Source organism: Candidatus Paraluminiphilus aquimaris (assembly GCF_026230195.1).
GTDB lineage: Bacteria > Pseudomonadota > Gammaproteobacteria > Pseudomonadales > Halieaceae > Luminiphilus > Luminiphilus aquimaris.
The window spans coordinates 658,868-681,540 of sequence record NZ_CP036501.1; the positions used below are offsets into that span (position 1 = coordinate 658,868).

The 22,673-nt window shown below is 53.9% G+C and carries 25 protein-coding genes; 16 read left to right on the forward strand and 9 right to left on the reverse strand.

Annotated elements, in window-relative coordinates:
- Nucleotide 1: 1 nt before the first annotated feature.
- Nucleotides 2-1,072, forward strand: a complete 1,071-nt coding sequence (locus E0F26_RS02970) for a prenyltransferase/squalene oxidase repeat-containing protein (protein ID WP_279242560.1) — start codon at nucleotides 2-4, stop codon at nucleotides 1,070-1,072.
- Nucleotide 1,073: 1 nt separating this feature from the next.
- Here E0F26_RS02970 and E0F26_RS02975 read toward each other — a convergent pair whose 3' ends face one another.
- Nucleotides 1,074-1,679, reverse strand: a complete 606-nt coding sequence (locus E0F26_RS02975) for a class I SAM-dependent methyltransferase (protein WP_279242561.1) — start codon at nucleotides 1,677-1,679, stop codon at nucleotides 1,074-1,076.
- Between the two features lie 148 nt (nucleotides 1,680-1,827).
- On the opposite strand from E0F26_RS02975, the gene E0F26_RS02980 reads away from it, so the two are divergent.
- Complete coding sequence (locus tag E0F26_RS02980) at nucleotides 1,828-3,027, forward strand: 3-deoxy-D-manno-octulosonic acid transferase (RefSeq protein WP_279242562.1); 1,200 nt, start codon at nucleotides 1,828-1,830, stop codon at nucleotides 3,025-3,027.
- 52 nt (nucleotides 3,028-3,079) lie between these two features.
- Here E0F26_RS02980 and E0F26_RS02985 read toward each other — a convergent pair whose 3' ends face one another.
- Nucleotides 3,080-4,504: a TolC family outer membrane protein gene (locus tag E0F26_RS02985; RefSeq protein ID WP_279242563.1), complete on the reverse strand. Its 1,425-nt coding sequence runs from the start codon at nucleotides 4,502-4,504 to the stop codon at nucleotides 3,080-3,082.
- Between the two features lie 202 nt (nucleotides 4,505-4,706).
- On the opposite strand from E0F26_RS02985, the gene E0F26_RS02990 reads away from it, so the two are divergent.
- From E0F26_RS02990 to E0F26_RS03005, 4 genes are all read left to right on the forward strand, one after another.
- Complete coding sequence (locus E0F26_RS02990; RefSeq protein ID WP_279242564.1) at nucleotides 4,707-5,126, forward strand: DUF1249 domain-containing protein; 420 nt, start codon at nucleotides 4,707-4,709, stop codon at nucleotides 5,124-5,126.
- A complete protein-coding gene (locus tag E0F26_RS02995) occupies nucleotides 5,119-5,952 on the forward strand; it encodes a metallophosphoesterase (protein ID WP_279242565.1) in 834 nt (277 codons plus the stop codon). Before E0F26_RS02990 ends, E0F26_RS02995 begins: the two co-directional genes overlap by 8 nt.
- 51 nt (nucleotides 5,953-6,003) lie before the next feature.
- On the forward strand, nucleotides 6,004-7,887 hold the full coding sequence (gene parE, locus E0F26_RS03000) for a DNA topoisomerase IV subunit B (protein WP_279242566.1): 1,884 nt from the start codon (nucleotides 6,004-6,006) through the stop codon (nucleotides 7,885-7,887).
- A gap of 284 nt (nucleotides 7,888-8,171) precedes the next feature.
- The gene (locus tag E0F26_RS03005; protein WP_279242567.1) at nucleotides 8,172-8,756 is read left to right on the forward strand and encodes a YceI family protein; all 585 of its coding nucleotides are present in this window, start codon (nucleotides 8,172-8,174) and stop codon (nucleotides 8,754-8,756) included.
- A 9-nt stretch (nucleotides 8,757-8,765) separates the two neighbouring features.
- On the opposite strand, the gene E0F26_RS03010 is transcribed toward E0F26_RS03005, so the two are convergent.
- The 3 genes from E0F26_RS03010 to E0F26_RS03020 are packed head-to-tail and all read right to left on the reverse strand — an operon-like array spanning nucleotide 8,766 to nucleotide 12,615.
- Nucleotides 8,766-11,081, reverse strand: coding sequence for a cytochrome c3 family protein (locus tag E0F26_RS03010; RefSeq protein WP_279242568.1), 2,316 nt, complete (start codon nucleotides 11,079-11,081; stop codon nucleotides 8,766-8,768).
- On the reverse strand, nucleotides 11,021-12,043 hold the full coding sequence (locus tag E0F26_RS03015; RefSeq protein WP_279242569.1) for an MJ1255/VC2487 family glycosyltransferase: 1,023 nt from the start codon (nucleotides 12,041-12,043) through the stop codon (nucleotides 11,021-11,023). Before E0F26_RS03015 ends, E0F26_RS03010 begins: the two co-directional genes overlap by 61 nt.
- A gap of 8 nt (nucleotides 12,044-12,051) precedes the next feature.
- Nucleotides 12,052-12,615 carry a phosphatase PAP2 family protein gene (locus tag E0F26_RS03020; protein WP_279242570.1) on the reverse strand — a complete coding sequence of 188 codons (564 nt, stop codon included), beginning with the start codon at nucleotides 12,613-12,615 and terminating at the stop codon, nucleotides 12,052-12,054.
- Nucleotides 12,616-12,694: 79 nt separating this feature from the next.
- Between E0F26_RS03020 and E0F26_RS03025 the strand changes: the two genes are divergently transcribed.
- Nucleotides 12,695-13,402, forward strand: coding sequence for a glutamine amidotransferase-related protein (locus tag E0F26_RS03025; RefSeq protein WP_279242571.1), 708 nt, complete (start codon nucleotides 12,695-12,697; stop codon nucleotides 13,400-13,402).
- Nucleotides 13,403-13,627: 225 nt separating this feature from the next.
- Here the strand turns inward: E0F26_RS03025 and E0F26_RS03030 are convergent, their stop codons facing one another.
- On the reverse strand, nucleotides 13,628-14,068 hold the full coding sequence (locus E0F26_RS03030; RefSeq protein ID WP_279242572.1) for a VOC family protein: 441 nt from the start codon (nucleotides 14,066-14,068) through the stop codon (nucleotides 13,628-13,630).
- Between the two features lie 561 nt (nucleotides 14,069-14,629).
- On the opposite strand from E0F26_RS03030, the gene E0F26_RS03035 reads away from it, so the two are divergent.
- Nucleotides 14,630-15,535 carry a recombination-associated protein RdgC gene (locus E0F26_RS03035; RefSeq protein ID WP_279242573.1) on the forward strand — a complete coding sequence of 302 codons (906 nt, stop codon included), beginning with the start codon at nucleotides 14,630-14,632 and terminating at the stop codon, nucleotides 15,533-15,535.
- Nucleotides 15,528-15,749, forward strand: coding sequence for a DUF1653 domain-containing protein (locus E0F26_RS03040; RefSeq protein WP_279242574.1), 222 nt, complete (start codon nucleotides 15,528-15,530; stop codon nucleotides 15,747-15,749). Before E0F26_RS03035 ends, E0F26_RS03040 begins: the two co-directional genes overlap by 8 nt.
- A gap of 1 nt (nucleotide 15,750) precedes the next feature.
- Here E0F26_RS03040 and flgN read toward each other — a convergent pair whose 3' ends face one another.
- The 3 genes from flgN to flgA all read right to left on the reverse strand — a co-directional run bounded on the left by flgN (nucleotide 15,751) and on the right by flgA (nucleotide 17,346).
- The gene (gene flgN, locus E0F26_RS03045) at nucleotides 15,751-16,242 is read right to left on the reverse strand and encodes a flagellar export chaperone FlgN (RefSeq protein WP_279242575.1); all 492 of its coding nucleotides are present in this window, start codon (nucleotides 16,240-16,242) and stop codon (nucleotides 15,751-15,753) included.
- Complete coding sequence (gene flgM / locus E0F26_RS03050; protein WP_279242576.1) at nucleotides 16,242-16,553, reverse strand: flagellar biosynthesis anti-sigma factor FlgM; 312 nt, start codon at nucleotides 16,551-16,553, stop codon at nucleotides 16,242-16,244. Before flgM ends, flgN begins: the two co-directional genes overlap by 1 nt.
- Nucleotides 16,554-16,644: 91 nt before the next feature.
- Nucleotides 16,645-17,346, reverse strand: coding sequence for a flagellar basal body P-ring formation chaperone FlgA (gene flgA / locus E0F26_RS03055; protein ID WP_279242577.1), 702 nt, complete (start codon nucleotides 17,344-17,346; stop codon nucleotides 16,645-16,647).
- 259 nt (nucleotides 17,347-17,605) lie between these two features.
- On the opposite strand from flgA, the gene flgB reads away from it, so the two are divergent.
- From flgB to flgH, 7 genes are read left to right on the forward strand one after another with little or no spacing between them, the layout of a single operon-like run.
- Nucleotides 17,606-18,007 (forward strand): flagellar basal body rod protein FlgB, encoded by a 402-nt coding sequence (gene flgB, locus E0F26_RS03060; protein ID WP_279242578.1) that lies wholly within the window; start codon nucleotides 17,606-17,608, stop codon nucleotides 18,005-18,007.
- On the forward strand, nucleotides 18,004-18,423 hold the full coding sequence (flgC, locus tag E0F26_RS03065; RefSeq protein ID WP_279242579.1) for a flagellar basal body rod protein FlgC: 420 nt from the start codon (nucleotides 18,004-18,006) through the stop codon (nucleotides 18,421-18,423). The genes flgB and flgC overlap by 4 nt, the downstream gene beginning before the upstream one ends.
- Before the next feature lie 10 nt (nucleotides 18,424-18,433).
- Nucleotides 18,434-19,132 carry a flagellar hook assembly protein FlgD gene (locus E0F26_RS03070; protein WP_279242580.1) on the forward strand — a complete coding sequence of 233 codons (699 nt, stop codon included), beginning with the start codon at nucleotides 18,434-18,436 and terminating at the stop codon, nucleotides 19,130-19,132.
- A gap of 33 nt (nucleotides 19,133-19,165) precedes the next feature.
- The gene (locus E0F26_RS03075) at nucleotides 19,166-20,374 is read left to right on the forward strand and encodes a flagellar hook protein FlgE (protein WP_279242581.1); all 1,209 of its coding nucleotides are present in this window, start codon (nucleotides 19,166-19,168) and stop codon (nucleotides 20,372-20,374) included.
- A 16-nt stretch (nucleotides 20,375-20,390) separates the two neighbouring features.
- Nucleotides 20,391-21,131: a flagellar basal body rod protein FlgF gene (locus tag E0F26_RS03080; RefSeq protein ID WP_279242582.1), complete on the forward strand. Its 741-nt coding sequence runs from the start codon at nucleotides 20,391-20,393 to the stop codon at nucleotides 21,129-21,131.
- A gap of 26 nt (nucleotides 21,132-21,157) precedes the next feature.
- Entirely contained in the window at nucleotides 21,158-21,943 is a 786-nt protein-coding gene (gene flgG / locus E0F26_RS03085; protein WP_279242583.1) for a flagellar basal-body rod protein FlgG, read from the forward strand.
- Nucleotides 21,944-21,965: 22 nt separating this feature from the next.
- Nucleotides 21,966-22,664: a flagellar basal body L-ring protein FlgH gene (gene flgH, locus E0F26_RS03090; protein WP_279242584.1), complete on the forward strand. Its 699-nt coding sequence runs from the start codon at nucleotides 21,966-21,968 to the stop codon at nucleotides 22,662-22,664.
- The last annotated feature ends 9 nt before the right edge of the window (nucleotides 22,665-22,673 follow it).

The window sequence follows — 22,673 nt, forward strand, 5'->3', positions numbered from 1 at the left end:
TATGGCCATGACCCCTCCAAAATCGTATCCCTATCCCGAGGCGGACCTGAAGACGACGGTTGATTACCTCATCGCGGCTCAGCGTGAAAACGGCGAAATACCTTGGTTTGAGGGCGGACATACCGACCCATGGAACCATACTGAGGCGGCAATGGGGCTCAGTATTGCCGGCGAGTTCGCAGCGGCAGAGCGTGCTTACGACTGGCTCGTCAACGAGCAGCTCGAAGATGGAAGTTGGTGGGCTTCATACATTAATGGTGAGCCTTCCAACATCACCCGTCGAGAGACTAATTATGTCGCTTATATTGCCACCGGTGTTTGGCATCATTTCTTGATTACCCGCAACCGGGAATTTTTGGATCGCCTCTTTCCCGCCGTTGATGCCGCTATCGAGTTTGTTATATCGATGCAGTCTGAGCACGGCGAGGTGGCCTGGGCTTGCGATACGCTGGGTGCGCCGATGGACGACGCGCTTGTGACCGGGAGTAGCTCCGTTTACAAATCGCTCGAATGTGCCTTACACCTTGCACGTACAGTCGGCGTTTTGAGGCCTAAGTGGCGCATTGCCCGACAGAAGTTGGGTACGGCACTGAGACACCGACCTGAGCGGTTTGACCGTAATTGGGAGAGTAAGTCGCGTTACGCGATGGACTGGTTTTACCCTGTTTTGGCGGGCGTTTTCCAAAGTGAGCAGGGATTGGAGCGGATCAACGCGCGCTGGGATGAGTTTGTAGAAGAGGGGCTCGGCTGCCGGTGTGAAAATCATCAGCCTTGGGTGACGGTGGCAGAGTCCTGCGAACTTACCATGGCACTTTTGTCAGTGGGTGAGACGGGCCGCGCGCATACGCTTTTCGACACCTTGTGGCAGTGGCGTGACGACGCGGGTGTCTTTTGGACAGGGTACCAATTTGTCGAGAAGGTTCTTTGGCCGCTTGAGCAGCCGACCTGGACCTCGGGTGCTGTGATGCTTGCTGCCGATGCGCTGAGTCATCACACCCCGGCGTGCCGCTTGTTTACCGAGGTTGATCAGTCGACCGCAGGTGTTGCCGATCAGCTAAGGTTAGGTACTTAACTCAAAGCCTGCGCAGCGCGCGGATACTCTCGCAAGTCGCCACCGGTTCAAACAAACCAGATTGCTTTGCCAACTGCCATATAGCGTAGGGCGCCTGTCCGCCTTCCGCGACATGCGGGAAGACGTCATGGATGACCAGTAGCCCACCCTTCACAACATGTTGAGACCAATTTCGATAATCGGCCAAGGCGGCGTCGAGGCTGTGACCACCGTCGATAAATAAGAGGCCAAGGGGTGTCGTCCAATGCTGAGCCGCAAGTGTTGCGGGAGCCACAATGGGAATAACCACATCTTCCGCATCATAAGCCTGCAGGTTGCGCCTAAATTCGGGTAGCGAGTCAAAGTTTCCCGCTTCATCAACCAGTGCTTCGTCGTGGAAGAATTCACCCACTTGATGCTCTTCGCTGCCGCGATGGTGATCGACAGCAAACACGATGGTCCCTGACGCTCTCGCCACTTCCGCCAAGCAGAGGGTGGATAAGCCGCAGTAACTTCCGATTTCGAGCAGCGGACCAAGGCAAGCGACATCACGGGCCCAATCCGCGAGTTGCACGGCTTCATTTTCAGGAAGGAAACCTTTTACGTCGGCAAACCGGGTCGGTGTCATGGTAGGCTCCACAAAAAGCGTCAGTATATGGCGTAACGACCGAATCCTTGAACCTTCATCACTTTTCATCATTATGGCGCGTCTTTTTTACAGTTTGCTGATCTCCTTGCTGTCGCCACTTTTCGTGCTGCGGCTACTGGTAAAGAGTGTGAGCGAGCCCGGATACCGGCGACAGTGGTGGCGCCGCTTTGCGCTTGGGTTGCCCAGCCGTATTCGCTCGGGTGATGGCCTAATCTGGGTTCATGCAGTCTCTGTCGGCGAACTGCTGGCGGTGGCCCCGTTGGTTGAGCGCATTTTGCTCGAGTGGCCCGACAAAGCCGTGTTGATTACCAACACAACACCGACGGGTTCGGAGCAAACACAGAAATTGTTTGGTAGCCGCGTCGAACACACGTGGTTTCCGTTTGACACGCCACTGGTCACAGGCGCTTTTTTACGCCACTGGCAGCCCCAGCTGATCGTCATGGTCGAGACTGAGATTTGGCCCAACGTCATGGCGTCTGCGCGCGACCAGGGAGTTCCTGTTGCCTTGGTAAATGCCCGCCTATCCGCCCGCTCGGCGCGTGGGTATGCGCGTTTGGGTAGGTTTACGCGCGACACCCTGGCCGGTTTCAGCCTTATCGCCGCACAGTCCAAGTCAGATGACCGTCGTTTTCGGCGAATTGGCGCTGAGCCAGAGGCAATGCACGTTGTGGGCAGCATCAAGTTCGATATCGATCTCGCCGCCCGGCGCAGTCAGCTTGAGGTGATTGCTGAGGAATTGGGGCGTGATATCAAATCTCGTCCTCTGTGGGCCGCAGCGAGCACCCATCCCGGTGAAGAGCAGCTTGTTATCGACGCCTATCAGGCGTTGAGTGAGCGTGGGTTATCGACACGTCTCTTGCTGGCGCCGCGGCACCCAAGCCGAACTGGGGACATCATCAAGCTCTTAGCGAAAGCAGGCCTTAAGTACCAAAAGCGCAGCGACAACCTGCCGGTAACCATTGAAACCGATGTTCTGTTGATCGATACGCTGGGAGAGTTAAGTGCCTTCTTAGGCCTGGCGGATGCGGCGTTTATTGGCGGTAGCTTGGTACCCAGAGGCGGACACAACCCGATCGAGGCAGCCGCCTGGGGTTGCGCGGTTATTACCGGACCGCATGTTATTAACTTTGCGACTATCGTCAGGGATATGGAGCGTGGCGGTGCTATCCGTGTTGTGACGGACCAGCACGAACTCGCAGATCGCTTGGCGAGTGTTTGGGAAAATGAAGGGCAAGATAGCGAGGCCCGGCGTGCTCGCAGCTTTATCGAGACGCGCCGCGGTGCAACACGGCGTCAGCTCGATTTATTAAAGGGGCTGCTTTAAGCAGGTTTTAAAGTTCGAGGGGGCCCTTGAATAAAGGCCCGATTCCTCGTTTTTAGCCGTCCTCGGAGGCCGATGCTGCCTCTGGCTCGACCAAGAAAGCCTCAAGCGCCGCGATATCTTCAGGTGACAACGTACCCGCATTCTCTTTGAGTCGCATACTGTTCAGGACGTAGTCATAACGGCTGTTCGCGTAATCGCGCTGAGCGCTAAATACGGCGTTTTGCGCGTTTAGAACGTCAACAATGTTACGTGTACCCACTTCGTAGCCGGCAACGGTGGCATCAAGTGCGCTCTGAGTCGATTTGATCGCTTGCTTTCGGGCGTTTACGCGTGCGACATCGGAGTTCACGGTCATGTGCAATGAGCGCGATGCGGTAATGGTATTACGAGTGAGATTGATACGATTCTCTCGTGCTGCGTTGAATTGTTCTGCGGCACGACGACGGTTAGCACTGATAGCCCCACCGGCGTACAAAGGCATATCGAGTCGGATTTGAAACGACTCGTCCTCGCCTTCTGAATTGGGCGGTAGGTTAAACGCATTCGGTGGCGTGACCGTACCGGCCGTATCGCTCTCTGCATAACTTACTTGTGCACTCACGCGGGGGGCGTGGCCCATTTGCCGAGACTTTGCGTTTTGTCGCGCCGCTTCTTCGGCAAACCGAACCGCAGCCAACTCGAAATTGTTCTCTAAAGCGAAGTCCACCCAAGCTGAGCGGTCGGTGGGCGTCGGGAGCTCGGGCGCAAATGCCTCGCTTAGCAACCGCAGCTGGCCGTGTTGTTGCCCGGTTAGCACCGACAAGCGCTCAAGTGCTACCGCGACATTATTTTCTTCAATGATACGTGTAACGCCGGCAAGGTCATGACGCGCTTCGGCCTCATAGACGTCGGTTATGGCGATGAGGCCAACATTGAAGCGCTGCCGTGTTTGCTCGAGCTGTCTGGAGAGCGCACGTTCCTGAGCTTTTGCCGCGCGGAGGTTATCTTGGGCTCTTAATACCCCAAAGTAGGCTTCGGAGACGCGCACAATGAGGTTTTGTTGCGCCGCTGCAACGGTGGCCTCGGCCTGCTTACTTCGCTCGCTACCTGCCTTCCAGTCGAACCACGCGGAGAGATCAAAAAGCGTCTGCGATAGGCTGATGTCGTAGCGTGTGGTGTAGGTGCGCGAGCCCGTTGTTTGGTTCTGAATGACAACGTTGCCGTTGTCAAAGTCAACAATACTAAGCCGGGTGTTCTCACTGTCTCGCATTGAGCGCGAGACGCCTGTATTGACTTGCGGTAACAGGGGGGCAAGCGCCAGCGTTTTCAGTTCAAGGTCTGCACGGTATTGCGCGGTTTCAGCTCTGAGTTGCGCGTCGTTATCGAGCGCTATCTCGTAGATATCCAACAGACTCTCGCCCGAGGCAAGGGGCGCCAAAATTAATGTTGTGCTTGCAATCGCCGCTGCGGTGGCTCGTCTTACAAGATGAGAAACCATTCAAATTTCCTTGATTGTGTCTTAGACCTTAAGAGGCGCGGAGTTTAACATCGTATACGTAGTGGCGGCGAAAATACGTTCATCTTCTGTATTGACACAATTTTCGCTATTGATTGCTACACTTTGTACAGTTAAGCGCGACGAAGACAGTTGGGGCAACCTCGGTTTGGTGCAAGAGAGTCGGAAAAGGAAGCGGTTTCACATGGATCTCACAGAGCTACACGCGCTCTGTGAGGCGAATTACGTGCGCTTACTCAGCTTGTTCCCTGACTATCAGCAAGCGAACGAGCGGCGCTTTAAGTTGGGCTCGCGTTTGATCGTGATGACCGTTATTGAGCGTGACCGCCACACTACGACCCTCAGTATTAATTACCACGCGGCGGGGCTTCCCCAGCATATGCATTCAAACCTGCATCTTCGGATGTATCACGATGTGGCAATGGCTGAGGTTGTAAAATTACGGTCGGGTCGTCGTTTAGAATCCCGCTATGACTACCCCAACTCCGACATGCATCAACCGGACGAAAAGCGTCAGCAGAATAGTTTCGTATCCGAGCTATTAAGCCTGTGTTTATCCGAGGCCCATATCGACGAAACCGTATTTGAGGCGGGCGATGTCTAGCGGCCCCCTTCTCAATGGCGATAGCGTCCTTTCGGGCCATTCCAATGAGCTGAGGTTGGTTCAGATCACGGATACACACCTAACCGGCACGGCTGACGGTGCGCTGTTGGGCATGAACACCGAGCGCTCAGCGCGTGCGGTCATTGACGCGGCTAAGGCCTCGGGCCCCATCGACTGCTTTCTGATTACAGGCGATATTGCGGCCGACGAGCAGCCCCAGGCGTACGCGCAGTTAGAGGGTCTGCTGGGCACCGACATACCGAGTTTATGGTTGCCGGGTAATCACGACGACATCCGCACGTCCTTTGCGTCATTTGAACCTCATTTGAAGCGACGCCTTCGAACACCCTTTTGGGATGTCTTGATGCTCGAGACTCAGGTTGAGGGAGAGGTCGGAGGCTCGCTGAATAAGACCGAGCTCGATGCGCTCAGCGCTGCCATTGATGAGGCGGCGACCGAGAACAAATCTTTATTGATCGCAACACACCACCCCTTGCGATCAATGTCATCGGCGTGGCTCGATGAGCAGACGGTTCGCAACGCGGCTGAGGCTTTGGGTAGGCTGGCGCGCTATGCTGATCGGAGCTTAATCATCAGTGGGCACGTACACCAAGCAAGCGACGCGGTAGTGTCGGGCGTCCGAATGCTCACTACGCCCTCGACCTGTGTGCAATTTACACCTCAGTCGAAGGACTTTGCACTCGATGACCTCCAACCGGGCTATCGAAGTTTGACGCTACGGCCTAATGGCTCGGTGCAAACCGAAGTTCTTCGTATTTCGGATGAGAATAACCGACCTCAGATGGGTTCCTCGGGTTATCATTGAGCGAGCCGAAAAGAAGGCCGACCCCACTCATCGTCAAGGTAGTTTTTATTCATGACGCAGTACAACGCAGACGCCATTGAAGTATTGACTGGCTTAGAGCCGGTCCGTAAGCGCCCCGGCATGTACACCGACACCGTTCGGCCTAATCACCTCGCTCAAGAAGTAATCGATAACTCGGTGGACGAGGCGCTCGCAGGGCACGCCAACCAAATCGATGTGGTTGTGCACACCGATGGTGCCATCACCATTTCTGACAACGGGCGAGGCATGCCTGTCGACCTGCACCCAGAGCAAAAGAAGCCGGGTGTTGAGGTCATTTTGTCGACGCTCCACGCAGGGGGAAAGTTTTCGGACAAGAACTACCAGTTCAGTGGCGGCTTACACGGCGTGGGTGTTTCTGTGGTGAATGCGCTCTCAAAGCGCTTAGATATTACGATTCGCCGCGACGGCAATGTTTACAGCATGGCGTTTGAGAACGGTGACAAGGTTGAAGACCTCGCCATTACGGGTCAGTGCGGGAAGCGTAATACCGGTACGGGTATTCGATTCTTGCCCGATGAAAGCTTTTTCGACAGCGCGAATTTCGCGATGTCACGGCTCATTCACGCGCTGCGAGCCAAAGCGGTACTGTGTCCAGGACTGCGCGTCACACTCAGCGACGAGAAAAAGGGCGAGAAGCAAGAGTGGTATTACGAAGATGGCATTTCTGACTACCTAGCCGATGCGACAATTGACTACTTGGTCATACCCGAGGAGCCCTTTACGGTAAGCTTTGCCGGCGAGACAGAGGCTGTCGATTGGGCTATTCAATGGCTGCCCGAGGGCGGAGAGGTCACGGCTGAGTCCTACGTAAACCTTATTCCGACAGCACAGGGTGGTACACACGTAAATGGTTTGCGCTCGGGCTTACTCGAAGCCATGCGCGAATTCTGTGAGATCCGAAGTTTACTCCCGCGGGGCGTTAAGCTCACAGCGGAGGATGTTTGGGATAGATGTTGCTATGTACTGTCCTCGAAGCTTGCTGACCCTCAGTTTTCAGGTCAGACAAAGGAGCGTTTGTCTTCGCGCGAAGCGGCGGGCTTTGTCTCGGGTGTAGCAAAGGATGCCTTTGCACTGTGGCTTAACCAACATACGTCTGATGCCGAGATTCTGGCCGAGCTATGCATCAACCGAGCTCAGGCGCGTATGCGCTCGGCGAAAAAAGTGGTTCGCAAGAAGATTGCTTCGGGTCCACAGCTACCGGGCAAACTTGCCGATTGTTCGATCGAAGACCCCGCACGCAGTGAGCTGTTTCTCGTTGAGGGCGACTCCGCCGGTGGCTCGGCAAAGCAGGCGCGTGATCGCACGTTCCAAGCGATCCTCCCGCTGCGCGGGAAAATTTTGAATACCTGGGAAGTGGACGCGGAAGAGATCCTTGCCTCCCAAGAAGTGCATAATATCTCGGTGGCGCTAGGTATTGACCCGGCCAGTGATGATCTCGATGGTCTGCGCTATCAAAAGGTTTGTATCTTGGCGGATGCCGATTCGGATGGGTTGCACATCGCAACGCTGATTTGTGCTCTGTTCCTTCGACATTTTCGGCCGCTGGTGCGCGCAGGACATGTGTTTGTGGCGATGCCGCCGCTCTATCGTATCGATGTTGCGAAAGAGGTGTATTACGCGCTTGATGAGTCAGAGAAAAATGGGATCTTGCAGCGCATAGCGGTTGAGAACTCGCGGTCAAAACCCAATGTTCAGCGCTTTAAAGGCTTGGGTGAAATGAATCCATCGCAGCTTCGTGAGACGACCATGTACCCCGATACGCGTCGTTTGGTGCAGCTTGTGCTCGATGCAGACGATGACACAAACAGTGTTTTCGACATGCTTCTTGCGAAGAAGCGAGCGGGCGATCGACGCCAGTGGCTGGAGTCTAAAGGCGACCTCGCTGACGTGTAGAGTAGGCGCATCAAGGTTCGCAGACCCCGGGTCTTAGGCTTAACCGCTCGTTTAGTGAGGACTAGGTGATGTAGTGGTTAAGACGTGCTTAAGGTCAGCGCGATCGTAAACGGCGCCGGCGAGCTTTTTTGAACCAAGCCGTGACAAGCCAGTTGGTTTTGATCTGAGCTGTTATACCCTCGTTGTCGTAATCACTCACTCGAGCGTGCTTTCGTACACGACCTTTGCACAGAGTCGTGTGGTGACAACATGTTTTACTGCCGTTTTTTAAAGGGATATATCCAATGAAAAAGTTACTAATTGCGACAGTGGGCCTTGCGTCAACGATCTTCGCAGTGCTTCCGGCGCAGGCTGATTGGGTGGTGGATGAGGCGTCGCGTATTGGCTTCGTATCGATCAAAAACAACGTCGTGGGTGAGAACAACGTTTTTGAGCGGGTGTCAGGACGTATATCGGGCGCCGGTGCTGTCGCTGTAAACATCGATTTAACCTCAGTCGAGACGGGCGTTGGTATTCGCAACGAGCGTCTACAGAAAATGCTTTTTAATGTCGCGAGCTTCCCGAAAGCCACCGTGTCAGCTCAGCTTACTCAAGATCAGTTAACCGCGCTTGAATCGGGTGGGAACGCTGCGGCGTCGGTCTCGGTAGCCGTTACGCTGCATGGGAATACAGTTTCTAAAAAGGCTGAGCTTGCCGCGGCCAGAACAGGTGACACCGTGCGTGTGACAACCACACAGCCCATTGTGATTTCCGCTTCAGAGTTTGGTTTGGAAGCAGGGGTTGCCGCGCTACAAAGCATTGCCGGGCTGAATGCGATTAGTCGCTCTATCCCCGTGACGGTGGATTTACAGCTAATTGCCGCAGATTAGCTATTGCGGCTATCGTCGCCCTGATGCCTGCATGATCGTCATTAGTTGCGCACGGTAGCGTTCGTATCGAGTGCGGTCACCCGCATCGCGAGAAAAGGCCAGCAAACCATTGAGAATGTCAGGCTGACCCGGATGGCGTGTATTGACCGCTTCAAGCGTCTTCATGGCGGTTGCTTTATCGCCGGTATCGTTGAGGGCGATGGCATAGACGTAGCGGTGACGCGAGCCCTCCTCCTCTAGCGACGCAGCTTCCTTTAGCGATGCAAGCCCCTTAGCTGTCTCACCAAGGCGAATAAAATGTAGGCCTTGTGAAAACCAGAGGCTGCCCGACTCGGGAATCCGTCGTAGTGACTCATCGAGAAGCAGCGATGCTTCCTCGTTGCGACCATCTCGCCGCAATAAATCTACCAAGTTCACGATAGCCGGCTCGAGCTGATCGTTTAGCACGAGGGCCTCACGCAGCGCATTTTCTGCGCTTTTTGTGTTGCCGCGATCCAACCAAAAGTTGGCGAGCTGTAGCTGCACAGAGGGCATGTCGAGATGGTCACGCTGTACAGCAAGGTACTCATCAAACAGCGGCCTAAGTGAGTCAATGTCTTGCGGCCTAAGCTCTTGGTCGGGCACGCCCGCAAGGTTTTGTGCAACCTCCATGCGCACGCTGAGGACGGGGTCGTTAATGAACGGCCGTAACATAAGAAAGCGTTGTGCCGGCGGAAGTCCTCGCAGCGAGCGAACAGCTGATGTGCGTAAAATAGGATTATCTGCTCGCAGTAGCATCGCGCTCATATTAGGCAACGCCGGTGCCCCTAAATTGCTGAGTTGTTCGATCACTGACGCCCGCATGAGCGCGGATTGGGTGTCATCGGTGACGATCGCCTCGAGCGTGGGTAGCGCTCTCATATCACCCCGATCTGCGGCAAATCTTGCTTTGACGTGTTTGAGCGTCTTGAGATCACCTTCAACACCCCAAGACTGAAGCGCATCATAGGCCCAGGCATTGCTTTTATCCGAGTGGCATTGGGTGCAGGCGTTAGGACTGCCTGTGGAGAGCGAAATATCCGGCCGCGGAATGCGCATGCTGTGATCGCGGCGCGCATCAACGCCCATATACACCTGTGAAGGCATATGACAATTCACACAGGCGCTGCCACCGCTGCTAATCGGATGGCGATGGTGGCTCACAGCATCGTAGGTCTCGGGCTTGTGGCACTGGGTGCATACGCCGTTGCCCTCTGCAACGAGTGCATTGCTGTGCGGGTTGTGACAGTTACTGCAAACCACACCAGCTTGCGCCATTTTGCTCTGCATGAAGGAGCCGTAGACATAAACTTCATCGCGGATTTGTCCGTCGTGCCAGTACAGTGGCGACTCCAGTACCGAAAGTCGGTGGGTGTCTAATAGGGACTGTCCATAGTGGTAGTCCCCAAGTGTTGCTCGTCGCGCATGACATCGACCACAGTTGTCGACCTGCGTTGTGTTGTTTAACGGTGTCGATCGGTGCGCAATATTTTCATCTGGCGCTCGCAACCAATGACCGCGGGCAGCGAGTGCGAGTTCGAAACCCATATTGCTCGCTGATCGCCTCTCAGAGCCGGTTTGCGAGGGGGCGGGTATTTTTGCTGCCTCAACCAATGACACGTGGTCAGAGCCCGGGCCATGGCAAGACTCACAGCCAACGTCTATTTGGTCGAAAGTTGTTTGGTAACTGCGTGTTGTCGCATCGTAGCCTTTAACCACATTCGTGCTGTGACACTCCGCGCACCGACTGTTCCAGTTGTGGTAAATGCCGGTCCAGTGAAGTGGACTCTCCGCGGTGACAGCGTCCTGCCCTTCGTAAATGTGATACCACCTTTGACCCCCCTCCAGCTTGCTTCGGCTGTCCCAGGCTATACTTAAGGCATTAAGGCTGCCATTTTTAGTGGGTAATAATAGCTGCTGGAGCGGATAGACCCCAAAGACGTATTCAACGGGATAGTCTTGAAGTTCGCCGTTTTCGTTATCGGTATTGACCCAAAAGTCACTGCCCTTCTTGAAGAACGTGGTAGTGACACCCTCGTAAACAAATTTGGCGTCATCAAAGTTACCCAAGACGGCTTGATTGGACGCCACCTGCATCGCTAGGTCGTGGTGCGAGTTAGTCCAATCGTTTGCCTGGGACTCATGGCAGCTCGTACATGTCTGGTTTCCCACAAACTTAGCATCACCCGCAAGCGCAAATGGAGAAAGCGATGCCAGTGCGACAAGACTGCAGCCAAGGACGCCTTTTAGGACCAGAGCTGCTTGCTTAGCTGCGCCACGGGTTCTCTGGCGCCCCGTGCTAGCCACTTGGCGAGTGCACTTGCTACGTTTTGGAAATGAACCTTGGGTGCCGGAGGCATATCGTCTAACCACGCACGAGCCTTATGAGTCTCTAGTGCCTGCATTGTAGTGGCATAGCCAAGTTGCTCAAGCGCTGCTGCGTTGGAAAGTTGCTCCATCTGTTTTGCGAGTGGGCGGGTTAAAACCGGCTTCCTCCACTGGAGGCACTCGGAGATCAGCTCAAACCCTGTATTGCAGATAACGCCTCTCGCGGTTGCCAAGTCGCGTTTGAAGCCACCAACATTGGCTTTTTGTCGCAGCACATTCCCTCGCCGCTCATGGGTTATGGCGGGTGAGTATTGAATAAAAGACGTGTCTGTAAAGTCCTGCAGCCACCGAGTGGTCGCGTCCTGATCCTCAAAGGGTAGATACACCAACACATGGTCTTGTGTTGTCTCAGGGTCAATGTCCGGCAAATCGAGAATCGGCGGGAGAATATTGTCGTCAAACGCGGCCCAGTGAAGGCCGACGGGAATATCGACCGGTGCAAATTGGTTCATGACAAGCCGGCTCACTACCGTATCGCCGGTGAGCGGTGTTTGCTTCCCAAACGCGTATTGATGCCCAATCCCGATGTTTTCTCGGCGCCTCGCTTTGGCCGCCCAGGCGATGACGGGTTCATAGTCGCAAACAATTAGGTCAAAGGGGTCTAGGTCAAGGCGGTTTACGTCCCGCAAAAACGTGGCAGGCGCTACATTTAAAGCCGTCTTACGGTACTTCATTTGTCCCGCCTCGGTAACCATGGTGAGGCCCTCGCGGTGTTTGAAGTCGCCAAAAGGCTCCATATCGAACAACTTTGACTTTTCGCGTCCGGAAAATAGCCAGGTCACGTCAACATCGAAGTCTTTGAATGCCTCGGCAAGCCCTCGTGCGCGGCTAATATGGCCCTGCCCGGTGCCTTGAACCCCATAGAGGATTTTTCGCGTCATAGGGGCTCTTACCAGAGTTGTAGCAATGAGTGGGTACTGAGCGCGACGCTTGTTCCCAATAGCGCGCCAGCGACGACATCGCCGGGAAAGTGAACACCCACAATGACTCGAGACAGGCCGACAGCTGCAGCCCATAGGAACAGATAAGAGGCGATGTTTCCAAAGATGAGTAAGGTCATAACACACAGGCAGAACGCGGCGGACGTGTGCCCAGATGGGAAGCTGAACTTGTCAGCTGCGATAATGAGCGAGTGAACGCTCGGTTTTAAATCGTAAGGTCGTGGCCGTTTCAGCGTGTTCTTCAGGACGTAATAGCTCGCTCGCTCCAAGGTAAAGGCAACCGCCAAAGCAAGCGCGTAGGTGGGAGCAAGGACTGAACCGGATAACCAAACGATCAGAGGCAAAAACAGTTGCGCGTAACCGTCGCCCGTCTTAGACACGAAAAGTGCAACCTGTGTAACAGCGTGGCGCGCTCGTGTGTAACCAAATACTTTGTTAAATAAGGCTAGGTCTATTTGTTGGAGTAATGACAAAATCACTACGCTTGTTTTAAGTTCAGTCGCAGGAATCATTCAAACGCCCCCTGAGTTGATACTGTAGACAAGTTTGCAATCCAAATATCACAGAATTATGAACGTAAGGAAATAGCGGGTGCACATAGGAATTTTGAAAACAGACGCGGTTCGCACTGAGTGGGTGGCGGAGTTTGGTGAGTACCCAGATATGTTCGTCCGGTTGGTCGGAGATGCCGATCCTGAAGCCACTTTTTCCACATGGGACGTTGAAGAGGGTGTTCATCCCACGCAGGACGACATCGATAGCGTAGACGGGTTCATTATCACCGGAAGCAAGAGCTCAGCTTACGATGATAAACAGTGGATTAGAGACCTTGAGGGACTCATCCAGAGACTGCACGCCGCGCGCAAAAAGATGGTGGGGATTTGTTTTGGCCATCAAGTTATCGCGCAGGCACTGGGAGGCGTGGTGTCAAAGTCAGATAAAGGCTGGGGTGTGGGTATTAATGTCTACGAGCTTGGCGGCGCGCCTTTTAAGGGCGGGCACACGGGTCAATTAAAGTTAATTGCTTCGCACCAAGACCAAGTGCATGTCTTGCCCCCAGGGGCGCAAAATGTCGTGAGTAATCCGCACTGCGAAAACGCAGGTTTTGTGATGGGCGATCATATTTTTACCCTGCAGGGGCACCCTGAGTTCGTGCCAAATTATTCAGAAGCCATCATGGCCTTTCGCGGTGACATGATTGGGGGTGAGCGAGTGGCCGAGGGTCGAGCGTCGTTGGAGACGCATCAACACGAAGGCGCCAAAGTCGCGAACTGGATGGTCGATTTTTTCGCGAGTTAATGGCCGCGAAGGCTGAACGTGAAAAAGTGAAGGCGGGGGAATGGGCTGCCGGCTGTGGCGCCCCTTAGCTAAGGGCAAACGCACTCTGCCTAGGCGGGTGTACAAAGGCATGATCAACCTGTGACGGGCCCTTGTGACAAAGAGGCGCCCGCTGGTTCACTGAAGGCCTGTCGTTTTCGTTGCTTCAAGACTAGGAGTATTTAACCGTAAGTAAGCGCTCGCTTTTTACCAGTTTCCGATGTTCTCCATGGACGCCCAGGGCTCTTGAATCGCCAGCGCCGCACCGTCTTGTAGCAGCTCAATGGAGATACCATCTGGCGACTTTACGAAGGCCATTCGGCCATCGCGTGGGGGTCGGTTTATTGTCACCCCACCGTCCATAAGACGTTGGCAGGTCGCGTAGATATCGTCGACCCGGTAGGCGAGGTGACCAAAGTTACGTCCCCCCTCATAGCTTTCGGGATCCCAGTTGTAGGTAATCTCCACCAGGGGGCTTTGTTTGCTCTCAGCATCCTTTGCATCCCCAGGTGCCGCGAGAAATACAAGCGTGAAGCGGCCTTGCTCGCTGTCATAGCGGCGCACTTCTACGAGCCCTAAATGATCGACAAAAAACGAGAGAGTTTTCTCCAGGTCGCTGGCTCGAATCATTGTGTGGAGGTAGCGCATGGTTCTTATGTCCTAAATGTCCAATGGGGAGTCGAGCACACAGTGTAGCTCTTCATTCCCAGTGTCCCACACCCCGCCCCTTAACCCGCAATCGATGCGCTCAGACAATTGCGACAAAACGACCGGGTTTAGTCAGATTTGTCACACGATGAGGCAAATGGGGACCTAGAGACTTCGCACTGACTGAGGTCGTGAAATATCCTAGACGATCTCCTCAAGCAATGTAGGTTGTAATAAGAAGTTTCCATGAAAATCATGTCAGACACTGAGCTGTGTCCAGCCTGTGGCAGCGATAATTTAGAGCGTGTTCGCCGCAGCGGAAGGGAGGACTGGGTTTTTGATCGCGTTTTTGTGTGCTCTAACTGTCTTCAGCGCAGCGGCCGCGTCCCACCGGGGAAAACGACGTTAATCGCACGCATCATGTTGTTATTTAGACTGATATAGCAAGATGGCGGTGTAAGCGGGCGTACCGTTCTTAGCCTCAAATTTTTCGCTTCATCTTCAGAGCAATTTCTTTCAATTCAGCCTACACTTGCGCTCCGTTTTTTTTGAGCCCTCGCCATGTGGTTTCGTAACGCACGCCCCTATAAATTGCCCAGCCGGTTAGGCATTGATGCCAGCGAGTTGTCACAGCGGCTCTCTCGTCGTCCGTTTGTTCCTTGCAGGCCGAGTCAGCCCACCTCCAGCGGATGGGTAGCCGCGCTGTCTGACGACGCCACAGATTTTGTGCACAAGTCGGGGGATTATTGGCTGGTGCGACTGCAGCGTGAGGAGCGCTTACTGCCTGCGTCGGTCATTCGTAGCGAGGTCAATAACCGTATTCAGGAGATACAGGCGGGTCAGGGCCGACGCGTTCAGCGTAAAGAGCGCTTAGACATTGTCGATGAAGTCACGCAGGACTTTCTTCCTCGCGCCTTTACAAAGTCTCAGTATTTGGAAGGACTCATAAACGATCGCGAAGGTTGGGTTTGGGTGAATACGGCGAGTGCGGCGCGGGCCGAGGACTTTCTATCGCTGTTGCGCGAGGGGCTGGGTAACTTGCAGGTGACGATTCCCGATACGCAAAAATCACCGGTTATTGCGATGAGCCAGTGGGTCTTGAACGGCGGGCTCCCCGACGGCATGAGCTTGGGTGGTGACGCCGATTTGGAGGACCCTCACGAGGAGGGGGGCGTGGTACGCGCGCGGGGCGTTTATCTTGAGTCCGATGAAATCCGCAGCCACATCGAAAGTGGCAAGCAGGTCGTGCGGCTCGCCTTGTCGTGGCAGGACCAAGTTGATTTTGTCCTGGATAAAGACTTAAGCATTCGCCGAATCCGTTTCAGCGATGAGTTAAAAGAAATAAACGATGAGCTCCATGAAGACAAGCTCGCCCAGCGCGATGCGGACTGTCTGCTCATGGGTGAGACGCTAGAGACGCTTCAAAAAGCCATCACTGCTCAGTTCGGTGGGTTAGCGAATGACTAATGCGCCAACGCCGGGTCCCTACAAGCATTATAAGCGTGGCGATGACTACACCGTCATAGACGTTGTTTTTCATTCAGAGACTCAGGAAGCTTTGGTTCTCTACCGTGCTGAATATGGTGAGCGGCAGCTATGGGTGAGGCCACTTGAGATGTTTGTCGAGTCAGTTGTTGTGGATGGTCAACAGGTACCGCGCTTTCGATATGTGGGTGATTGACTTAGGCGCTACCTAAGAGTCGAGACCCCATGGTGTCCTCGGCGGAGCCGCCTTGCCCGTATAACGTAACGTTTGCCGCATCGGGCCTTAAAATGTTGAGCGCAGTGCGAGTTCGCTCACGTAAGCCGGCAACAAGCATGCCGTTTCGTTGATTGGCATTTTTACTTACCGCAGCCTTTTCGCGGAGCGCCTCAATATTTGTAAGCGCGGTGTCTTTAAGACCGTTGAAAAAGCCAGGGTGTGAGTCCACTTGCTGCTTTAGATTATCCCGAAGACCTAGCGACTCGCGCGCATGACGAGCTTGCGCATGCGCCGCAATCGCACGCTGTTTTGCCGCAACGGCCTGTTCAAGCCTCGCTGCATCCGAACCCAGCAGCGCCTCGTGCTCGATATCGAGCGTTTCAACAACCCGAGTAAGCGTTTCTAGCTCGTTGGCAAGTGCTGCCGCAATGGCTTCAGCACTGGATGCGTGACTATCAGCGTTAAACATCATTACAGCAGTTCTTTTTCCATTGTCATAAGTGCGTCAGCGATACGGTCCGCATCTACTTCGTAACTGCCATCAGCAATTTGCTCTCGGATAGCTTCTACGCGCTCTAAATCGACGCCTTCGGCGGCATTTACCTCAGCTTGAAGCTCTGACAGCCTTGCAGCCGTATCAGTGAGTTGCACTGAATCCGCTGGCTTGGTTGCCGCTGACGCTGATGAAGAAGCCGCCGTTTCATCGCTGCGAACGCGCGCTTCCTGTCGTTCAGGGTCAACGCGTAAACTCGCTTTTGCTCCTGATATATCAATAGGGCTCATTGTTCTCTCCACGGCCATGGGCCGTTAAATTTGTTTCCTGCGATGAGTGTAGCGGCACATCTTTCATAAACTTTAGTTTTTTTTTCATTTTCTAGTTCACCAATACACTGCCCGATGCCAAGACTAGGCCCTCGACCCGTTTGCCGGAGCTTAAGTTCTTAACGTAGAGGCGATCACCAACGCCACCACGGCCTAATGACTTGCCCTGCATATGCACTTTCAGGCCCGCAGCTTGTGCGACTAAGTCTACAGTTTGGCCCCGCTCAATGATCTTGGGTGATATGAGGTCGGACGAGCGCACCAGCTGTCCGGAGGCCAAGTCTCGCCTAGCTTCCCGTCCAACGATGTCTTCAGGCTTTGTTATGAAGCCTACGAGGTCTTGCGTCACGCTGCGGTCCGCGAATAAGAGATCTCCTTCGCCAATAACGCTACCTCTTGCAATGGGTGTGTTCAGCGTCGGTATGGTCACGATGGCAGAGACGGTAGCTCGTGCATACACGGTCCAGGGCTCGGGACTTAAGCAACGAATGCCGACACTGGTTTGGCCTAATGTGCGCTTAGCAACCGTGGGTATAACCGATAAGGGTTCGCCGCATTTGGTGAGGCGTAATCGCGTATCGACAGGACGAACCGCCACTTCTACACGCTGATAGCCTTGCGCCAGCGCCCGTGCTTCCGCGACACGCGCTGCGGTCGCTCCGATGCTCGACACAGACTGTGTCTCAGCAAAGACCTGAGCGCCAAGCCCTATCAAGCCACTACCTAGCAGTATGTTTATCAGTATGCGTTGCATTCGCCGCTCCAATCACTGTCGTGAACGATTCCGAGAATGCAAAGAGGATGCCAACTTTCCCAGAGCCGCGTTACATAAAGGCTTCAGGGTGAGGGGTGGGACCCCAAAGTCAAAATTTTCACGTGTTGATCAATTCGCGCGTCAAAACCTTGGCGGCCGCCCAATTTGCATCTTAAGTAACTGATTTTTATGCCAAAAAAAAATTGGCACGCCTTTTGTATGTGGCAACTACGAGAAAACGCGTCAAAAAGAGCGAATTATGTCAGGAACAGGTATCGATAAAGCATTGGGAATCTCCCCGCAGGTGTTGCAGCTGCGCATGCAGCGAATGAATTTGCTGACCACCAATATTGCCAATGCGAACACGCCAGATTACAAAGCGCGCGACATTGATTTTCGTGCCTCACTTGAAGCCGCGCGCGATGCACAAGCGTCGATGCATGCCACGAATAAGCGCCACATTCCGCTTGCGGGTGGCGGTGTACAACCTGACGTTTTGTACCGAACCCCATCGCAAACATCGCCCGATGGCAACACGGTTGACGGGCATCAGGAACACGCCGCATTTATGGATAACGCCTTGCGTTATCAAGCCAGTCTACAGCTGCTGGATAGCCGCATCAAAGGTATCAAAAACGCCATTAAAGGAGAGTCATCATGAGTTTGTTTGATGCTATGGGCATCGCCAGCACAGGTTTGACCGCGCAGTCCGTTCGACTCAATACCATCGCCTCAAATATGGCGAATGCAAACACGGTCGCGTCGAGTGCTGAAGAAGCCTATGTAGCGAAAGCGCCGGTATTTAACGCCGTGTTGGACACAGAGCTCGAGTTTGCTGAAGACGCCATGCTGGGCGTTAAGGTAGAAGATATTGTTGAGGTAGGAGGTCCTGCCCGCCAGGAATTCAATCCTTCTCACCCGTTGGCGGATGAGAACGGTTACATCTATCGACCCGACATCGACGCGACGACCGAAATGGCCAACATGATGCAGGCTTCCAGGTCTTATCAGAACTCAGTTGAAGCCATTAATACCGCTAAGCAATTGGCACTACGAACGCTGACACTCGGTAAGTGAGGAGCTTGATATGTTAAGTACATCACCAATGGATTTATTCGCGCCCGCTAATGCACGGGGTGCTGACCGGTCAGGTTCGACGCGCGTCGAGGACATGGGATCTGAGGACTTCCTCGCGCTCATGATTGCTCAGATGAAGCACCAGGACCCTACCGAGCCCATGGATCAAATGGCGTTCATGAGTCAGATGGCCCAGTTTGGAACGGTCTCTGGTATTCAGGAGCTCAACGGTTCGTTTAATGGCTTGAGCGATTCGATATCGAGCGGCCAAGCAATGCAGGCTTCCAGCCTCGTTGGACGCAGCGTGGCAACGCCTTCGAGTACAGGCGCGCTTGCACCTATTGGGCTCAATTCTGAAGGTTCACCGGTTTACGCATTAAAAGCGTCCGTGGACATGGGTGTTGGAGCCGATGGAGGCCAGTTCTTCGTTCACAATGTCCAGGGCGATGTCGTGTTCACTGGCAATTTACCTGCGGGCACCGGATCGGTTCCTGTTCTTTGGGATGGTGTGGACTCCGACGGGCATCAGCTACCACCTGGTGACTATTACTTATCCGCGGAATTAACCAACGGAACGAGCGTTCGCGAGGGCCGTGTCTACGGACACGAGCAAGTGCTCAGCGTCTCGATTAGCGGCAATAACCAAATCACATTAAACCTCGCGAGCGGGCGCACCATTGATGCGGCCGACGTCCGAGAATTTTTCTAGCGAGTAATTCAGTAGCAAGTAGAGGATCTATAAATGGCTTTTAGTACTTCATTATCAGGTGTTAACGCAGCCCAGCAGACGATGGACGTTGTGAGCAACAACATTGTGAACGCGGGAACCATTGGCTTTAAGAAAGGAGAGACCGAGTTTGCGGAAATTTACGCGTCGTCTCTTCAGGACTCTGGTCAAGGCGCGGGTCAGGGTGTTGCGCTTACTACAATACGGTCAGATTTCAGTCAGGGGGAGTTCTCCTTTACTACAAGCGCACTCGACCTTGCCATCGACGGTAGCGGCATGTTTGTTCTCAGCGACGGTGATGAGGCGCTTTATACCCGAGCTGGCTCATTTCGTATCGACGGAGAAGGCTATGTGGTGAGCACGAGCGGAGCGCGTGTTCAGGGATTCCAGCCAGACCAAAACGGTGTGATCACGCCTGCAATTAACGATCTCCAAATTAGTTTGGATCTGATGCAGCCCCAAGCGACGACCGAAGTAGCGTTCTCGGGCAACCTCGACACGCGGACCGAACCTGCGCTGACGCCCTTCTCTGCAGGCGATACCGACACCTATAACTTTTCGACGTCAACGACCATTTACGACTCTACCGGTACGCCTCATCAGCTCGATATTTATTTCGCTAAGGCGGCCGAACCTGATGGCACATACAATGTTTATGCAACCATTGACGGCGATTTGCAGCCTGAGTCTGCATCGATGACTTTTGATGGTACCGGGTCGTTGACGGCTGACTCTGATCAGCAACTCGAAATCCTAACGTTCGCTGCACTGGGAGCAGATCCACAAACCTTTACGATTGATCTCGCCTCGACCAGCGGATTGGGTGCTGAATCGAGCACGCAAACCTTGTCACAAAATGGCTTCAAGCCAGGTGAGGTTGTGTCATTTGAATTTGACGATACGGGAACCGTTTACGCGCAGTACACCAATGGTGAAATTCGCGCTATGGGGCAAGTGCTCTTGGCTAATTTCATCAACCCGTCAGCCTTATCACCCGCCGGTAATACCAACTACCGGGCGAGCGAGGGTTCGGGTATTGCTGTAGTGGGTAAGCCGTCGACAGGTTCTCGGGGTTACATCCGTCCCTCTGCACTGGAGGTGTCAAACGTGGATATCACCCAGGAGCTCCTCGCTCTGATTGAAGCGCAGCGAAACTTCCAGTCGAGCGCTCAGGCCATTCAGAACGAAGACGAGATGTCTCAGTCCATCCTTAATATTCTTTAAGAGTGAATAGACCGTCATGAACAGTGTTATCCAAATAGCGGCCGAAGCCGCGCGAAAGGTCAGCCAAGCTCAGGCTCTCGTCACCAATAATTTGGCGAATGCGGGAACCACAGCTTTTAAAGCCGATCTCTACGCGGCCCAAGCAACGTATCTCGGCGCTGATAGCCGAGATGCGAGCGCTATTCCAAGCACGCCCGTATCAGCTGTCGACTTTGGTGGCGGCAGTTTGGTAGCAACGGGCCGTGACCTTGACGTTGCCATTAACGGACAGGGTTGGATGCAAGTCATTACGCCGCAAGGAGAGCAGGTACTGAGCCGGCGCGGTGACCTTCGCATCGAGAACAACGGTAATTTAATCGATGCGGCCGGCAACCAAATTATGGGTGAAGGTGGACCGATAAACCTTCCGCCAGCGACCTCAGTCAGCATTGGAATGGACGGAACCATTTCCCTTATTCCACTAGGCGAGGCACCTGTTGCCAGTGCAACCATCGATCGAATTTTATTGGTGAACCCAAATCCTGAAAATTTAGAGAAGGGATTAGACGGTCACATCAGAGCTAATGCCAACGCAAATCTCGAGCCCGATGCAGCGGTAACCGTTGTTGTGGGTTCGCTTGAAACATCAAACGTGAATTCAGTGGCTGCCATGGTGCAGATGATCGAGCTATCTCGCAGCTTCGAAAGCCACGTGAAAGCCATGCAATCAGCCGATGAGCTTGATAATTCCAGCGCTTCAATTATGAGGCTTGAGTAGCCATTACATTGGCTTAGGAGAAAACAATGACCCAGTCACTATGGATTGCTAAAACAGGTCTCGACGCCCAACAGACAAAGATGGCGACGATTTCAAACAACTTAGCCAATGTCAGTACGAATGGTTTTAAGCGAGGTCGCGCTATTTTTGAGGACCTGCTTTACCAAAATGTGCGTCAAGTGGGCGCCCAGTCGTCGCAAGACACCCAGCTTCCCTCGGGCCTTCAAGTGGGTACTGGTACGCGAGTAGTAGCCACAGAGCGGGTTTTCACTCAGGGCAATTTAGTCACGACTGACAACGCGCTCGACATTGCGATTCAGGGTCGAGGATTCTTCGAAGTTCTGCTTCCTGATGGCACTCAGGCCTTTTCACGTGACGGATCGATGCATTTAAACAATCAGGGTCTGCTGGTGACGTCAGCGGGCTATCAACTTCAGCCGCCTATTACGGTTCCTCAGGATGCGCTGAGCGTCACCATTGCGCCCGATGGCACCGTTTCCGTTCAGCAGCCGGGTGCACCACAGGCCACCCAGGTGGGACTCATTCAGTTGACCGACTTTATTAACCCTGCGGGGCTTCAAGCGCGGGGTGAAAACTTGTTTTTAGAGACCGGCGCCAGTGGTGCGCCGTTGCCGTCTAACCCGGGTCTGAATGGCCTTGGCACATTGCAGCAAGGTTTTGTCGAGGGCTCTAACGTCAACGTGGTGGAAGAGATGGTCAACATGATTGAGACACAGCGCGCCTACGAAATGAATTCCAAAGCCATCTCTACAGCAGACCAAATGCTGCAGTACGTATCACAGAACTTATAAACACGAGGTTTAGGAGAGCGACATGAATCTGCCAAAGACTGTTACACCCGTGTTGACACTGTTGCTGTTGAGCGGGTGCGCGGGTATCGAAGGGAAAAGTCACCCGGCGTATGCGCCTATGCAACCAATTGTTTACACGCAGCCCAAAGAGGGCGTGACCCAAGGCAGCCTGTACAGCGAGCAACGTGGTATTTCGCTCTTTTCTGACACTCGCGCACGGGCCGTGGGCGACATTATTAGCATCGTGCTTTCTGAGTCGACACAGGCCTCCAAAAACGCAGGGACAGCCATTGGTCGTGACTCGGGAATCGACGTAGCAAAGCCGACGTTGTTTGGGCGGGAAAATCCGGACTTTGCAGTCGACGGCTACACAGGCTTAACGCTTGAGCAGAGTATTTCGTCAAGCTCTGAGTTTGCCGGTAATGGCTCGAGTAACCAGTCAAACTCACTCACCGGCGCTATTGCCGTTCAGGTGGCCAGAGTCCTCCCCAACGGTAATCTCATTGTTCAAGGTGAGAAGTGGTTGGCGCTTAACAAGGGCGAGGAGTTCATTCAGTTGCGCGGCATTGTCAGGCCGCAAGATATCAGCGCCACGAACACTATCCCTTCGACTTTGGTCGCCGATGCACGCATCTCTTATGGCGGTACGGGCGTGATCAGTCGTGCCAATTCGCCCGGCTGGTTTTCAAAATTCTTCAACAGTCCGTTGAACCCTTTCTAAGGAGATCCT